The organism is Citrobacter sp. Cf116 (assembly GCF_030336505.1).
Taxonomy (GTDB): Bacteria; Pseudomonadota; Gammaproteobacteria; order Enterobacterales; family Enterobacteriaceae; genus Citrobacter; species Citrobacter freundii.
The window spans coordinates 65,932-80,150 of sequence record NZ_JAOWEQ010000029.1 but is presented as its reverse complement, the minus strand read 5'-3'; the positions used below and the strand labels follow the sequence as shown (position 1 = coordinate 80,150).

Here is a 14,219-nt window from a genome sequence, read left to right as displayed (position 1 = left end):
ACAACAGATAGTTATCCGTCATATGCAATTTAATATCCCTACGTTGCTCACGCTGTTTCGCGTCATCCTGATCCCATTCTTTGTACTGGCTTTTTACCTGCCATTCACCTGGGCTCCTTTTGTTTGTGCGCTGATCTTCTGTATCGCAGCGGTCACAGACTGGTTTGACGGTTTTCTGGCTCGCCGCTGGAACCAAAGCACGCGTTTTGGCGCCTTCCTCGATCCGGTCGCTGATAAAGTGCTGGTAGCTATTGCGATGGTACTGGTGACAGAGCATTACCACAGCTGGTGGGTGACGCTCCCCGCTGCAACAATGATTGCGCGTGAAATCATCATCTCTGCACTACGTGAATGGATGGCCGAACTGGGTAAACGCAGCAGCGTAGCCGTATCCTGGATTGGTAAAGTGAAAACCACTTCGCAAATGGCTGCACTGGCCTGGCTGCTGTGGCGTCCAAATATCTGGGTTGAGTATGCTGGGATCGCACTTTTCTTCGTCGCCGCGATACTGACTTTGTGGTCAATGTTCCAGTATTTGAGCGCTGCACGTGGAGATTTGCTTGATCAGTGATCGTTTCGACGCAAATTTCAGCAAACGATCGTTAGTGGTGAAAAATATCGTTGACTCATTGCGTCAGGTAAGTAGAATGCAACGCATCGAACGGCAGCACTGATTGCCAGACGATAACAAAATCAAGTGATTAACAAAGTTACTTGGTGATGCGGGAATAGCTCAGTTGGTAGAGCACGACCTTGCCAAGGTCGGGGTCGCGAGTTCGAGTCTCGTTTCCCGCTCCAAATTAGAGACATCGGCAATCGCGGATGTCGGCTGTAAAGCCAGAAGATTTCGGCGCGTTAGCAAAGCGGTTATGTAGCGGATTGCAAATCCGTCTAGTCCGGTTCGACTCCGGAACGCGCCTCCAATTTCTTCCCGAGCCCGGATGGTGGAATCGGTAGACACAAGGGATTTAAAATCCCTCGGCGTTCGCGCTGTGTGGGTTCAAGTCCCACTCCGGGTACCATGGGAAAGAACAGAATAATCAAAGCAATAAGCAGTGTCGTGAAACCACCTACGGGTGGTTTTTTTGTGCCTGTTTTTTACAAGCATAGAACTCACTATTGCACATCAATCTATCGCCGAATCGGCGCGTTAAACAAAAAGCCTCCTCGGGCAGGGTTGTTGATAAAACCATCGCGGGCGGGATTATAGTTGTGGTCCTGGAAACCATTCATCAGGATGGGATCGCCAAAGCCATCCTGTATCGCCAGGTGTCTGTGGATTCGGTTTCGTGCCCTGAACGTGAAAACGAAATCATCCGTCCCGCCAATGATGATCACGCCATTACCGGCTTGAAGTGCCGCGCTTAACTCTTGCTCTCTGACGGCCTGGTTTTGTAACGTGCTGGATGTGGCAGAAGATGACGACAGCAGCAGTAATATGAGAACGGCGCATGAAAATACCGATGGCAGTTTCATGATTAATACCTATTAAAAGTATGGCTATTAAAGTATAGCTTTATGTTGTCATCTCAACTGAAAAGAAAACCAATAATTTAAACCTGCTGTCCATACTGAGTCTGAGGGCCGGAAGAGTAGTGCCGCGCAGTTAAGAACTATAATAAAAACAGTCGGCAGGTGATAACTCCTGTTTGCCAATCGCGCTGGTTCAGGGGGCAGCTATGAACATTTCATCTTCTCCGATAGTCATGTTCGCAGCATTGCTCACCTTTAGTTGTGCAGCATATTCGGTGGAAAAAGGGAATATCTTTTCGCAGAATGCCAGGGCCATGGATCCCATCGCATTTTCTCAACAGTCATTTAAAAACCTGACGTCTTATCAGGTCATGATGCGCTCTTCGTCGCCATCCGATGAAAGCAAAATTATTCGCTATAGCTTTCAAAAGCCTGGGTATGTGCGGATGGATTTTACCCAACCGCATTCAGGAGCGGTGCTTATCTTTAATCCTGTCAGCGGTAAAGTGACGTTATGGCCATTTGGTGTGGGTTTTTTGCCCATTTTGCAACTGTCGCCTACTAATTCATTGATCCAGGATGAGCGTGGTCATCGAGTGGATCGCTCTGATATCGGCGTGTTGTTGGGCAATATTCGTCATCTGCAACGCGAAGGGACAATGACCACTGTTGGCAAGGAAAACCTTGCAGGACGGGCGACGACGCACGTATCTGTGGTTGGGCCTGGAACAATGGTGGTTGATGGTGTTCACCGCTATGACGTCTGGCTGGATAATTATCACGGACTTCCTGCCAAAGTGATCAGCTATGCGCCAGATGGGCAGCGATTAGAAACCGTGCTTCTGGATGCTATGGTCATTAACATCCGTTTTCCCGCCAATTTCTTCTCACCCTGAAGGAGGCTGTATTATGGCTGACTATCAGTTTTCCACCGTCTGGCGGGTTGAGGCTTCTATTCAGGAGGTATGGGATGTTTTTTCTCATCCCGATCAGTGGCCTGAATGGTGGGAAAGTCTGGAACGCATTGTTGAGATTAAAAAAGGTGATGTACAGGGCATTGGGGCGCTGCATCGTTATACCTGGAAAGGAGCGCTTCCCTATCGCTTAACCTTTGACATCAACGTGTTAAATATTCTGCCTTGCTCGCTGCTTGAGGGACAAGCCAGTGGGGCGGTAGAAGGGCGAGGTGTGTGGTATTTTTCTGCCAGTGGCGCTGAGACCATCGTCAGATATGACTGGAATGTTCGCACCACGATTCGTTGGATGAATTACCTGGCCCCGCTGGCGGCACCCGTTTTTCGCTGGAATCACGATACGGTCATGCGCGAAGGGGCCAGAGGATTAGCCCGCAAACTGGCAACGAATGTACATATATTTTGAGTTCAGTCAGCGTTGAGGATTAATTAGCGTCCTGATATTTAAAATTGCCTCCACTACTGATTAATAACTTAGCGATCTCAGTCAATTTCTTATCATACACGGCGGCATTTTGTAGGCCTGCCTTGCGCAGAAGTTCTAAGTTTTCACGCGATGCGTTATCCAGCGTTGGATCGGCGCCGTATAGTTCAGGCTGAATTCTGTAGTATTTAGAGTTTTTTACCGTTGAGGCAATTTGTTGCAGATAATACGCGGTCATCTGTGGCCCCCCCTCTAGCGCGATATCAATAGCCGGTTTTGCCCAGCCAAAGGGGCCCCAGTCCTTAACTTCGGAATAAGAATACCCCTGCAATTTCTTGCCGGTGCCCAGTGAGACAATAATCATATCCTTAATGCCAGCGACATTACTGAATTTAATCGCTTCGGAATAGGCGCAGAGTGCCGGGTCGTTTGCCACCACACCGCCATCAACCAGGACAAATTTTTCGGGTACCGGGGGTAATGAATAAATACGCGCTGCCTCGAAATAAGTGGGAGCTGCTGAGGTACCCCGTAAGCATCCCTGACCAGGAAGTCCCGATTCTTGGCGAGGGCGGAGTGTTGTTTGAAAATGACAGGAAGACGACTGCTTACGTCATAAGAAACAAAGCAGGTTGGTCTTAATAATTCACTGATTTTTGTTTCACCAAATGCTGTTTTTAATACCCTCTCCAGCTCCTTTGCAGAATATTTTTCATCGCTAGCACCACCCAGTGAACTGATTGTTTTCCAGACGCCGACATCAAAAATTTCATCCCCATCCTGAAGGTAGAAATTGACGGCTTCCTGAGCGGAGAACTTGGGCTTTCCTTTCGCATCAGGGCAAACGTAAGCAGAACACAGAATGGCCCCGGTACTGGTACCGGCAACGAGATCGAAGTAATCCGCAATTCTGGCGGCAGGATTTTGTGATATATCCTGCAATTTCTTCTCCAGTGCCACAAGTAGCATACCCGGCAGGATGCCTCTGATCCCGCCACCATCGATAGACAGTATTCTCATTGCCATTTTTATGTCCTCCAAAGATAAGAAACGGGATTTAGGGGTAGGGTTGTTTCCGCTATGGCTGCAGTTAAATATAGACAGGATTTACGCTGAGTTTGTTTCATAAGAAGGGGGCTGGCAGATTGATATCCGCTCACTGCTGTACTTTTTTGCCTGTAAATGACTTAATAGCGACCTTGTAGTATCTTATTTCATTCACAGTTAACAGGTCTGTTATTGATGAATAACCTCCATCGGCTCACCTTTTTATGTCAGCGTCTGTCTGCTGTGATGATCGTATACGGTTTTTACCTGCTTAGCCGTAGTTCAACTCTTACAACATGGACAGACAGCAATGCAACGTCGACAATTTCTCAAAAATAGCGTTCTCCTTTCGGCCGCCGGTTTAGTCGGTCCTGCGGTTATTAGTCAGACGGTTCGCGCCGCTGAGCCATCCGTTGCACCAGTCGCGCGTCGGCGCTTTGTGTTATCCCAGACCTATAAACTTAACCCTCCTAAGGGCTCGAGCGGTGTAGTAAAACTGTGGATCCCGCTTCCTGTAGATACCGCGTTTCAACAAATGACGGCGCTTGCCTTTAGCGGAAACTATAAGCAAGCGTATGTCACCACTAATAATACTTATGGCGCGAAAACGCTGTTTGCCACCTGGCCTGACTCGCAGGGCGAACTGTTGATTAACGTTGATATCGACATTGAAACCGCCGACTGGGAACCGCTGAAGCAGGACGCGTTGAAAACCTGGCAAGCGCCGGAGCAGATTATTTACCCGCTGGATGTAAAACCGTACCTTTTGCCGACGGCACATACCCCAGTTGATGGGCTGGTTCTGGAAACCGCACGTAAAATCACCGGTAATGAGCAGGATCCGCTGAAAAAAGCACGCCTGATTTACGAGTGGGTGAGTAGCCATATGGAGCGCGATAACGACGTTATCGGCTGCGGCACGGGGGATGTAGCGGAGATCTTAAAAAGCGGTAAGCTCAAAGGAAAATGCACCGACATGAGCTCCGTTTTTGTGGCTCTGGCGCGTGCCAGCGGCATTCCGGCGCGTGAACTGTTTGGTATCCGTCTGGGCAAAGCCAATAAGCTCGAACGTTACTCGAAAAGTGCATTTGGCAAAGCAGACAGCGCAGGCGTTGCTGATGTGAGCGGTGGGCAACATTGTCGTGCCGAGTTCTATCTGGCCGGTTACGGTTGGTTACCTTGCGATCCTGCTGATGTGACCAAAATGCGTCTGGCAGAGAAAAAATCGCATCAGGACGCCGATGTCCAGGCGGTAAACACTTTCCTGTTTGGTAACTGGGAAATGAACTGGGTTGGATTCAACTACGGGCGTGATTTCGAGCTGTATCCGGCAACGGAGCAGGGCGCGGTGAACAACTTTGGTTATCCTTATGCTGAAGTTGATGGCGACCCGATCAATTTCTACGATCCTAAAGCGTTCTCCTACAGTTATGTCGCCACAGAACAACGCTAAAGGGGCGGGACTCACCCTGTTGACGGCCGCGATAGCTGCCGTCACCGCGGGCTTATGCTGCGTTGGACCGCTGCTCTACCTGCTGTTTGGTATTTCGGCGGCGAGCTTTGCTGTTTTCACCCAGTTTGAGTTTTTGCGAACGCCTCTGGTGCTGCTATCCCTGGGATTATTACTGCATGTCTTCTGGCGGCTCTATTTCTCCAGGCGGCTGTGGTGCTCAGGGTGGCTAACGCTGAGGCAAGCGCGCATGTTCTACTGGTGCGCACTGGCATTGATTTTGCCAGTGTTATTTTACCCAACGCTTGTTGCCTGGTTTTATGAGGTATTTGAATGAAGATCTTCACGTTAGTTGCATGCTTGCTATTACCGCTGTGGGCTCAGGCGGCAAACCAAAAAGTGGTGCTGGATATACAAAATATGACCTGCTCGCTATGCGTTATTTCGGTCAATCAGGCGCTACGTGAAACCGACGGCGTGATTAAAGCAAAGTCCACCCTAAAAACCCGACAAGCAGAAGCGATAGTGCCAGAAGGTTTCCCAACCGATACTTTACTTAACGCGGTAGCGAAAACGGGCTATACCGCAACGCTCAACCGTATTGAACAACAGTAAATCACCTGCGGGTGGTTTTATTGTGTTTTCTCGGTATGATGCCCGGCGGCTTAGTGTTCTCTTTTGTGCGTTAACTTCCGGAATTCCCCTCGTTTCCTGTTAACCTGAACAGGCGGCAACTGTATGCCGCATATGCCCATTTGTATCTGTTATCCCTCCAGCCATGTAGGATGATCACAGGCAAGATTTTTTGACTAAGGAAAAGCGTTATGAAAACGGGACCATTAAACGAGAGCGAACTGGAATGGCTGGATGATGTACTGACTAAGTACAATACAGACAAGGCTATTCTGGATGTGTCAGAACTGGATGGTTTGCTGACGGCGGTGCTGAGTTCACCGTATGAAATTGAACCAGAGCAGTGGCTGGTCGCAATTTGGGGCGGCGCGCAGTATGTCCCTCGCTGGTCCTCCGAAAAAGAAATGACGCGTTTCATGAACCTGGCGTTTCAACATATGGCGGATACGGCCGATCGTCTGGATGAATATCCTGAGCAGTTTGAGCCGTTGTTTGGTTTGCGTGAAATTGACGAGCATGAACTGACCATCGTTGAAGAGTGGTGCTTTGGTTATATGCGCGGCGTTGCACTGTCAGACTGGTCCGCGTTACCGGACACGTTAAAACCAGCACTTGAGGCTATTGCGCTGCACGGTACGGAAGAGAACTTTGCGGTGGTTGAGAAATTGACACCTGAAGCGTTTGAAGAGAGCGTCGATGCCATCCGCCTGGCTGCGCTGGACCTGCATGCTTACTGGATGGCGCATCCTCAGGAAACGCCGGTCAAAGTACCGGTGAAAGTGGATGCCAAAGTAGGGCGCAATGACCCTTGCCCCTGTGGCAGCGGCAAGAAATATAAGCAGTGCTGTTTGCATTAACAGAAAGGGGCGAAAGCCCCTTTGTTTTAACCCACTTCTGGTAGTAATCCTGCTGCAATAGAAAACTGTACTGCGATCACCACAATGCCGCACAAAAATACCAGTGCCAGCGCCGGAGCACCGCCGGCTACGCGGTAGTTGGCCTGCGGATTATGTTTTCTGCTCTGCCAGGCCAGCATCGAGGGAATGAGCAGCGCCAGCACCGCCAGGGCAACGCCCGCATACCCTAATGCCATGACAAAACCACGCGGATAGAACAATGCGAATGCCAGCGGCGGCAGGAAGGTCACCACGCCGGTTTGCATTCTTCCCGCTACGGTATTGCGGCGCTGGAAGAGGTCGGCCAGGTAGTCAAATAATCCCAATGCAACGCCGAGGAAAGAGGTTGCCAGCGCGAGGTCGGCAAACAGATGTACCGCCAGTTCGACGTGCGGCGAAGCCACGACTTCACGCAATGCCTGCAATAAGCCGTTTAAGCCTGCGTGGTTGGCTAAAAGCCCCATGAACGTTGTCGAGTTAATGCTGCCAAGCGTCGCCAGTTGCCAGAAGATATAGGCGACCAGTGGAATAGCGCTACCCGTAATAAACACCCAACGCAGTTTACGGATGTTACCGTTCATATAGCTGACGATACTGGGAACACTGCCGTGAAAACCGAACGAGGTGAAGATGACCGGGATTGCGGAGAGCGCCAGCCCCTGTTGCAGCGGCAGCGTAAGCAGGTTCACTTTATGGATATGCGGCATTAACAGAGCCAGCATCGCCACCAGGAAGATTATCTTGGCACTGAATAGCAGACGGTTGAACAGATCGACCAGCGAGGTCCCAACACAAACCACGCCTCCGGCAACAAAGGTGAACAGCAGTACGCCTGTTGTCGGGGATATATTTGTTCCGGTCCAGTCGCTGATGCTGGAGGCCAGCAGTTCACCTGCACCACTGATGTACGCCGCCGTCAGGGCATACATTAAAAACATCATACTAAATCCCGTTACCCATTGTCCGTAACGACCAAGATACCGTTTTGCCAGCGTACCCAGCCCGGTGTCTGCCGGGACATGTTGATATACTTCAAGCAGCAACAGCGCGGTGTAGCACATCAACGCCCAAAGACTGACTAACAATACCAACGTGACGCTAAACCCCACGCCTGCCGCAGCCAACGGCATTGCCAACATACCGGCACCAATCGTGGTTCCCGCCACGATAAAAATACTACCCAGGGTTCTGTTTTTCACGCTTTCCTCTGTCCCAGAGATAATCAACGGTTATATCTGCGGCGCAGGTTAAGGCAAAACGCTATGTTCGTCAAATCGTCGTTACAATGGTTGTACATTAATGTTTACGATATTTTTGACCATTAAGATGCATAACAAATGACATTTATCTGCGGATAAACCTGCGTTAGCGCAAAGCAGCGCCGTGCGGTTCACATTAGGCTACGGTCTTTATTGAGGAGGTAGTATGGAATCTATTCACGGTCACGAAGTGCTCAACATGATGATTGAATCTGGCGAGCAGTATTCAAATGCCAGCCTTGAAGCGGCGATTACGGCACGTTTCGGCGAGCAGGCGCGTTTCCACACTTGTTCTGCGGCAGATATGACGGCAGGCGAGCTGGTGGCGTTTTTAGCGGCGAAGGGAAAGTTTATTGCAAAAGAAGACGGCTTCTCTACGCACGAAAGCAAGATCTGCCGTCACTGATTTTAATGGGTAATGATGGCGGGTTGCCTTCATTACCCCAAATTATTAATTCTGCGTATCAAGCGTAGCCAGTTCTTTATCGATGAAATAAAGACCTTCGCCGCTTTTCCCTGCCAGCGACAGCTTATCAATAACAGATTTAAATAATTTCTCTTCTTCATGTTGCTCGGCAACATACCACTGCAGGAAATTAAAGGTTGGATAATCCTGGTGGGTCATTGCCGCGTGTGCCAGCTCATTAATTTTCTGGGTGATCAACTGCTCGTGTTCGTAAGTGACACGGAACAGTTCATCCAGAGACGCATATTCAGCAAAAGGTGAAGAAACGGTATTAATACGCGGCAAGCTGCCGGTATCGGTCAGGTAATCGAACAGACGCTGCATGTGCGTCATCTCTTCCTGGGCGTGACGGCGCAAAAACGCGGCGGCACCTTCGAAGCTGTGATAGCTGCACCACGCGCTCATCTGTTGGTAGAGCAGAGATGAATATAATTCAAGATTCATTTGCTCATTCAGTTGGTCGATCATTTCTGTTTTCAGCATGGTTCTGCTCCACAAACATTATTATATATTGACGTGGCGTCACTATAGTTTGTTATTTAATTATTTGCAAAAGGTAAAATAATAAATTTATTTATTAAAAATGCGAATGGGAATAAAACGCATTAACGATATTAAGCGGGGGATATAAATAATAAAGTGGTAAAAGACCAGCAAAAATGTGCTGGTCGGAAATATTAATAATTGAATGAGGGGGATTGCGATACCGCGACACCATGACACTGCCAGGCGAGTGTAATTTTGGTATTTAAGCACAGAGAACCTGCATATACGCTGCAGGTTGACACCGGCTGGCCAAACGCTTCAGCGCTGGCATAGCCCAGGCGCTGACACTCTTTGGTGGCTGTCCCTTGGGTAACGTAGTCATCGGTACGTGCTGTTTGTAACATAGCCTGATTATAAGTCAGGCGAACCACACCAGTGATGGCGCTGGCTTCGCTGACCTGTGCCTGTTTTGTAATTGTGCATCCTGTCAGCACGAGCGGCAAAAGCGCTAGGATAAAGGTCTTCATGAGATCGCTCTGAAAGTTCGAAGATACACTATCATGGCATACAGAGGCCCTCATCAATGGCTTGAATAGCCCGAAGATCACCTGTGATTAATCACAACGAGGTCATTCGTTTGAGGCAATTCTGAACTCTTCAGACAAGAATGTGAGCGCAACTTTGTTTTTTAAAACTAAATTTCATTAAATTTGAAAGTGTGATTGCAAAATAGTAATGTGGCTGAATGTTATGACTTTCAGCGGGCTACCGCAGCGCATTCAGGAGAGTACAGAATGAAAATTGCATTGATGATGGAAAACAGCCAGGCAAGCAAAAACGCCATCATCCATAACGAGCTTAAAGCCGTTGCGGATGAGAAAGGTTTTCCGGTCTATAACGTTGGGATGAGCGATGAAAATGATCATCATCTGACCTACATCCATTTAGGAATTATGGCCAGCATCCTGCTTAATTCCAAAGCGGTTGATTTCGTGGTCACCGGTTGCGGCACGGGCCAGGGGGCAATGATGTCACTGAATATCCATCCGGGTGTGGTGTGTGGTTATTGCCTCGATCCTGCAGATGCGTTCTTGTTCTCTCAGATCAACAACGGCAACGCGCTTTCTCTGGCATTCGCCAAAGGCTTTGGCTGGGGTGCTGAGCTGAATGTGCGCTATATGTTTGAAAAAGCGTTCACCGGGCGTAACGGCGAAGGCTACCCACCGGAGCGTAAAGAGCCGCAGGTGCGTAACGCCGGTATTCTGAATCAGGTGAAAGCGGCTGTAGTAAAAGAAAATTATCTGGACACGCTGCGCGCTATCGATCCTGAGCTGGTGAAAACCGCTGTATCGGGCCCGCGCTTCCAGCAGTGCTTCTTTGAAAACTGCCAGGACAAAGCAATCGAAGCGTTTGTACGCGAGGTAATTGGCTAAATCCTGTTGGCCCGGCAGCGTTCACCCTCCGGGCTACTTGTTCTTGTTCGATACTGCACTTCCTGCATCACGGGCGAGCCGCAGCGTATCCACCATACCTACCAGACAAATAATGGCAATAGCGACAAAGGCCAGCCGGAAACTGATCCCTGGAATATTGCCCAATGCCAGCCTTTCACTGACCACATCGCCAATGCGGATCCCAATAGCGGCTAAAGAAATGCCCAATCCTACCGCTAATTGTGTCGCTGTACTGAACAGCGTATTAGCGTAGCTCATTTGTGCCGCGGGGACGTCCGCGAAGGCAAGCGTGCTGACGCCGGTAAACTGAATTGAGCGGAACACACCGCCCAGATACAACACCAGCAAAATAACCCACACGGGGGTCTGCGGCGTAATTAATGCACAGGCCAGCAGCGCCAGAACGTTAAGCGCACCGTTAATCAACAGCAGTTTCTTAAAGCCCAGCCAACGTATCAACGGTGTGGTGGCCGGTTTAATCGTCAGATTGCCCACAAATACCGCCAGCACCAGCGAACCCGCGTGGAAAGCGTTCATGCCAAAACCTACCTGAAACATTAACGGCAGCAGAAACGGCACGGCGCTGATAGAGGCACGAAACAGCGATCCGCCATACATGGTGACGCGAAAAGTAGGGACGTTCATGGCATCAAGGCGAATCATTGGCCATGCGGCGCGACGAAAATGATGCAGGGCAAACAGAAATGTCACTGTTCCTAGCGCCAAAAGTCCGGCGGTCAGCCAGCCCTGAGGCTGTTGGGTTCCCAGTAACTCCATGGCATACACCAGGCTTACCATCGCAACAGAGGTTGCGATAAATCCCGTTATATCAAATGGGCGGCGCTCGTCGTCATGAATATCCGGGATAAAACGAAGCGCCAGCGCAATCGCCAGTATCCCGAGCGGTACATTGATGAAGAAGATCCAACGCCAGTTGGCATAGCTGGTAATGAATCCGCCAAGGGGAGGGCCAATGATGGGGGCGACTAACGCGGGCCAGGTCAGGGTCGCAATAGCGGTGATCAACTGATGTTTAGGCGTGGTACGCAATACCGCAAGTCGGCCAACCGGAACCATTAGCGCGCCACCTACACCCTGTAAGATTCGCATGGCGACAAAGCTCTCAAGGCTTTCGGACAAACCGCATAAAACCGAGGCGAGAGTAAATATCGCCAGCGCCAGGGTAAACACCTTTCGGGCACCGAAGCGATCCGCAATCCAGCCGCTGGCGGGAATCAGCACCGCGAGGGTGATCAGATAGGCGCTGATACCTATGTTCAGGTCTACCGCTTGCACGGCAAAACTCTTCGCCATGTCGGGCAGTGCGGTGGCAATCACCGTGCCGTCAATAAACTCCATAAAGAAAGCCCCGGCAACAAGTAATGCAGCCGGGGATAGACCGCGTTTGTTCTCAACCGCTAAATGTTCACTCATCATGTTGTGCTTGCCATCTCAAAAGAAACTGACTGGATCTATTTTTATTTTCCAGCGCATTCGTAATGCATGCGCGGCTATCGTTTCGTTCGTTGAATAGGTACTATGACGACCTTTCTATAAGGAGCTCACTATGTCCCAAACACTGAATGCCGATCAGGAACTGCTCTCGGACGTTGTTGCCTGTCAGCTGGTTATCAAGCAGATTCTGGATGTTCTTGATGTTATTGCCCCAGTAGAAGTGCGGGAGAAAATGTCCAGCCAACTGAAAAGCATCGATTTCTCCAGCCATCCTGCGGGCGCCGATCCGGTTACTATGCGCGCAATACAAAAAGCAGTTGCCTTGATCGAGTTGAAATTCACGCCGCAGAATGAATCTCACTAAAATAAACCGTTGTTTCAGGTTTTAGAAAGGTTTTTTTGCGCCTCGCAGAATGAGAGGCGTGAGCGTAGAGAAAATTAAGCACCAGCCGGATAAGGTGCGTCGCATCGTTATCCGGCATTAACACGATGAAAATTGAAGATTAGTGATGTTGATAATTCACGACGTTCAGCAGATGCTTATCGGTTTGCGCCATGCACAGTCCCGCACGTTTAGCGCTGCGGACTTCATCAAGAATCGTTTGTAACAGCACGCCATCCTGCTGCTGCTCTTTTTCCAGATCGTGAAGAAAATCAATGGTTGTTGCATCATTCAAGGCTTCTGCTTCATTGGTCAAGCGTGATAGCTTGCTGTAACGCTGTTGGTATTCATCCAGCGTTTTCTGAAACAGTTCTTCAAGAGAAGTTAGTTCATCACCCGGAACATCAATAGCCTTGACGATGGGGTTAGCCCCGGCACTTTTCATAAAATTGAACATACGCATCATTTGAGTCACGTTACCTTGTGCCTGAGTGCGTAGAAAGGTTGCGGTGCCAGTCAGGCTGTGTTCGTAACACCATTCACTGAGATGCAGGTAAAGATTCGATGCGTAGAACTCGAGGTTCATTTGTGTGTTGAGTTTATGAACAATTCCAACTGCAGCCATATCAATATCCTTATTTCCAGAAAGGGGGATGTACGTTACTTACGTCAGTGCAACGGGCTGCCGCTACACATCACCTCTACGTACAATTAAAACTGTTAGCAGAATAAATCCGTTCCGCCGGTCCTTTAGTGATCACGAATTATATTCGCTCCCGATCGAGATTCAGCATAACTCCTGTTCCGACTTAAGAAAATCCTTAAATCTGCGTATTTATGATTTTTTACATATTGTCATAGCAATATTAGTGATTTTTCTGCTTGTGTATATAAGTGGTGTGAATATAAGGGATTGATATTTATGGGATTAAATCCAAGCATTAATATTGAAATGATGTTTCATATCACGAAATGGAATTTCACAATCAGGTATTGTCTCTCACCGGATGATTATCCGGCCTTGGGATGGAGAAATTTCATTATCGGGACGTGTCGGTGAACGTTATCTGCTGGCTAATTTTTTGCGCCAGATCAGTTTTGTGGAAATTAATAAAGTTAAGCGCCTGAATGATTCGGCATTTATGGTTTGGTGTATTTGGAAAAATCGAGGAGTGTGTATGAAAAAGGTTGCCGTGCTACTGGCACCTGGTTTTGAAGAGGCGGAAGCCATTGTTACCATTGATATTCTGCGCCGCCTGCAGATCGAAGTTGAAACACTGGCCTGCGCCGAGTCCCGTGCGGTGGTGAGCTATCATGACGTGCCGATGGTGACGGACAGCACGCTGGCTGCGCGTCAGACGGATCTTTACGATGCCGTTGTGTTACCGGGCGGGCCGCAGGGCAGCGTTAATCTTGCCGCCAGTAAGGCTGTCATCCAGTTTATCGCTCGCCATGACGAGGCAGGAAAACTCATTTGCCCGGTGTGTTCCGCGGCTGCGCGCGTGCTGGGTGGCAACGGCCTGCTGAAGGGGCGTCGCTACGTGTGTTCGGGGGATCTGTGGCAAAACGTAACGGATGGGGAATATATCGATGCGCCGATTGTGGAAGATGGCAACCTGATTAGCGGTAAAGGGGTAGGGCATATTTTCGATTTTGCATTGACGCTTGCGGCGCGTCTATTGGGAGATGATATTCCGGTTCGCGATCACGCTGATCACATTTATTACCGATGGTAAGCATTTTCCCGAATACTCCGGTATTCGGGAACAAGGATTCGTTGGCTGATGTTATGGACTAATCTGCTATTCCTCTTTTTTCCC

The 14,219-nt window shown here is 49.3% G+C and carries 19 protein-coding genes and 3 tRNA genes; 14 read left to right on the top strand and 8 right to left on the bottom strand.

The features are described from left to right. Positions 1–22: 22 nt before the first annotated feature. From pgsA to OGV74_RS04450, 4 genes are all read left to right on the top strand, one after another. Entirely contained in the window at positions 23–571 is a 549-nt protein-coding gene (gene pgsA, locus OGV74_RS04465; RefSeq protein ID WP_003030490.1) for a CDP-diacylglycerol--glycerol-3-phosphate 3-phosphatidyltransferase, read from the top strand. Positions 572–722: 151 nt separating this feature from the next. Continuing rightward, positions 723–798, top strand: a tRNA-Gly gene (locus tag OGV74_RS04460). 51 nt (positions 799–849) lie between these two features. After that, positions 850–923 (top strand) — tRNA-Cys (locus OGV74_RS04455). A gap of 12 nt (positions 924–935) precedes the next feature. Further along, positions 936–1,022, top strand: a tRNA-Leu gene (locus tag OGV74_RS04450). A gap of 109 nt (positions 1,023–1,131) precedes the next feature. Here the strand turns inward: OGV74_RS04450 and OGV74_RS04445 are convergent. Next, positions 1,132–1,476, bottom strand: coding sequence for a hypothetical protein (locus OGV74_RS04445; protein WP_086504017.1), 345 nt, complete (start codon positions 1,474–1,476; stop codon positions 1,132–1,134). Positions 1,477–1,679: 203 nt separating this feature from the next. Between OGV74_RS04445 and OGV74_RS04440 the strand changes: the two genes are divergently transcribed. After that, positions 1,680–2,369, top strand: coding sequence for a LolA family protein (locus tag OGV74_RS04440; RefSeq protein ID WP_086504018.1), 690 nt, complete (start codon positions 1,680–1,682; stop codon positions 2,367–2,369). 13 nt (positions 2,370–2,382) lie between these two features. After that, positions 2,383–2,853 carry an SRPBCC family protein gene (locus OGV74_RS04435; protein ID WP_003839113.1) on the top strand — a complete coding sequence of 157 codons (471 nt, stop codon included), beginning with the start codon at positions 2,383–2,385 and terminating at the stop codon, positions 2,851–2,853. Between the two features lie 19 nt (positions 2,854–2,872). On the opposite strand, the gene OGV74_RS04430 is transcribed toward OGV74_RS04435, so the two are convergent. Continuing rightward, on the bottom strand, positions 2,873–3,235 hold the full coding sequence (locus tag OGV74_RS04430; RefSeq protein WP_286520383.1) for a patatin-like phospholipase domain-containing protein: 363 nt from the start codon (positions 3,233–3,235) through the stop codon (positions 2,873–2,875). After that, positions 3,232–3,897: a patatin-like phospholipase family protein gene (locus tag OGV74_RS04425; protein ID WP_286520381.1), complete on the bottom strand. Its 666-nt coding sequence runs from the start codon at positions 3,895–3,897 to the stop codon at positions 3,232–3,234. Before OGV74_RS04425 ends, OGV74_RS04430 begins: the two co-directional genes overlap by 4 nt. Positions 3,898–4,228: 331 nt before the next feature. On the opposite strand from OGV74_RS04425, the gene OGV74_RS04420 reads away from it, so the two are divergent. The 4 genes from OGV74_RS04420 (at position 4,229) to OGV74_RS04405 (ending at position 6,858) form a co-directional block, all read left to right on the top strand. Next, positions 4,229–5,371 carry a transglutaminase-like domain-containing protein gene (locus OGV74_RS04420; RefSeq protein WP_286520379.1) on the top strand — a complete coding sequence of 381 codons (1,143 nt, stop codon included), beginning with the start codon at positions 4,229–4,231 and terminating at the stop codon, positions 5,369–5,371. Then, positions 5,349–5,705: a mercuric transporter MerT family protein gene (locus tag OGV74_RS04415; RefSeq protein ID WP_086504019.1), complete on the top strand. Its 357-nt coding sequence runs from the start codon at positions 5,349–5,351 to the stop codon at positions 5,703–5,705. The genes OGV74_RS04420 and OGV74_RS04415 overlap by 23 nt, the downstream gene beginning before the upstream one ends. After that, positions 5,702–5,983: a heavy-metal-associated domain-containing protein gene (locus tag OGV74_RS04410; RefSeq protein ID WP_086504020.1), complete on the top strand. Its 282-nt coding sequence runs from the start codon at positions 5,702–5,704 to the stop codon at positions 5,981–5,983. The genes OGV74_RS04415 and OGV74_RS04410 overlap by 4 nt, the downstream gene beginning before the upstream one ends. Before the next feature lie 209 nt (positions 5,984–6,192). Beyond that, on the top strand, positions 6,193–6,858 hold the full coding sequence (locus tag OGV74_RS04405; RefSeq protein ID WP_003034581.1) for a YecA/YgfB family protein: 666 nt from the start codon (positions 6,193–6,195) through the stop codon (positions 6,856–6,858). Positions 6,859–6,884: 26 nt separating this feature from the next. Here the strand turns inward: OGV74_RS04405 and tyrP are convergent, their stop codons facing one another. After that, the gene (gene tyrP / locus OGV74_RS04400; RefSeq protein WP_032949537.1) at positions 6,885–8,096 is read right to left on the bottom strand and encodes a tyrosine transporter TyrP; all 1,212 of its coding nucleotides are present in this window, start codon (positions 8,094–8,096) and stop codon (positions 6,885–6,887) included. Between the two features lie 226 nt (positions 8,097–8,322). Here tyrP and OGV74_RS04395 point away from each other — a divergent pair, with 226 nt between their 5' ends. Beyond that, complete coding sequence (locus tag OGV74_RS04395) at positions 8,323–8,562, top strand: YecH family metal-binding protein (protein WP_003034586.1); 240 nt, start codon at positions 8,323–8,325, stop codon at positions 8,560–8,562. 45 nt (positions 8,563–8,607) lie between these two features. Here the strand turns inward: OGV74_RS04395 and ftnA are convergent, their stop codons facing one another. Together ftnA and yecR are read right to left on the bottom strand one after the other, a co-directional pair. Then, on the bottom strand, positions 8,608–9,105 hold the full coding sequence (ftnA, locus tag OGV74_RS04390) for a non-heme ferritin (protein ID WP_003034588.1): 498 nt from the start codon (positions 9,103–9,105) through the stop codon (positions 8,608–8,610). A 194-nt stretch (positions 9,106–9,299) separates the two neighbouring features. Continuing rightward, complete coding sequence (gene yecR, locus OGV74_RS04385) at positions 9,300–9,635, bottom strand: YecR family lipoprotein (RefSeq protein WP_003034590.1); 336 nt, start codon at positions 9,633–9,635, stop codon at positions 9,300–9,302. A 267-nt stretch (positions 9,636–9,902) separates the two neighbouring features. Between yecR and OGV74_RS04380 the strand changes: the two genes are divergently transcribed. Beyond that, the gene (locus tag OGV74_RS04380) at positions 9,903–10,541 is read left to right on the top strand and encodes an RpiB/LacA/LacB family sugar-phosphate isomerase (RefSeq protein ID WP_003034591.1); all 639 of its coding nucleotides are present in this window, start codon (positions 9,903–9,905) and stop codon (positions 10,539–10,541) included. A 33-nt stretch (positions 10,542–10,574) separates the two neighbouring features. On the opposite strand, the gene OGV74_RS04375 is transcribed toward OGV74_RS04380, so the two are convergent. Then, positions 10,575–11,996: an MFS transporter gene (locus OGV74_RS04375; protein WP_003034593.1), complete on the bottom strand. Its 1,422-nt coding sequence runs from the start codon at positions 11,994–11,996 to the stop codon at positions 10,575–10,577. 133 nt (positions 11,997–12,129) lie between these two features. On the opposite strand from OGV74_RS04375, the gene OGV74_RS04370 reads away from it, so the two are divergent. Next, a complete protein-coding gene (locus tag OGV74_RS04370) occupies positions 12,130–12,381 on the top strand; it encodes a DUF2766 family protein (RefSeq protein ID WP_003034595.1) in 252 nt (83 codons plus the stop codon). 139 nt (positions 12,382–12,520) lie between these two features. Here the strand turns inward: OGV74_RS04370 and OGV74_RS04365 are convergent, their stop codons facing one another. Next, positions 12,521–13,024 (bottom strand): non-heme ferritin-like protein, encoded by a 504-nt coding sequence (locus tag OGV74_RS04365; protein ID WP_003034597.1) that lies wholly within the window; start codon positions 13,022–13,024, stop codon positions 12,521–12,523. Positions 13,025–13,577: 553 nt separating this feature from the next. On the opposite strand from OGV74_RS04365, the gene OGV74_RS04360 reads away from it, so the two are divergent. Next, the gene (locus tag OGV74_RS04360; protein WP_086504953.1) at positions 13,578–14,135 is read left to right on the top strand and encodes a DJ-1/PfpI family protein; all 558 of its coding nucleotides are present in this window, start codon (positions 13,578–13,580) and stop codon (positions 14,133–14,135) included. The last annotated feature ends 84 nt before the right edge of the window (positions 14,136–14,219 follow it).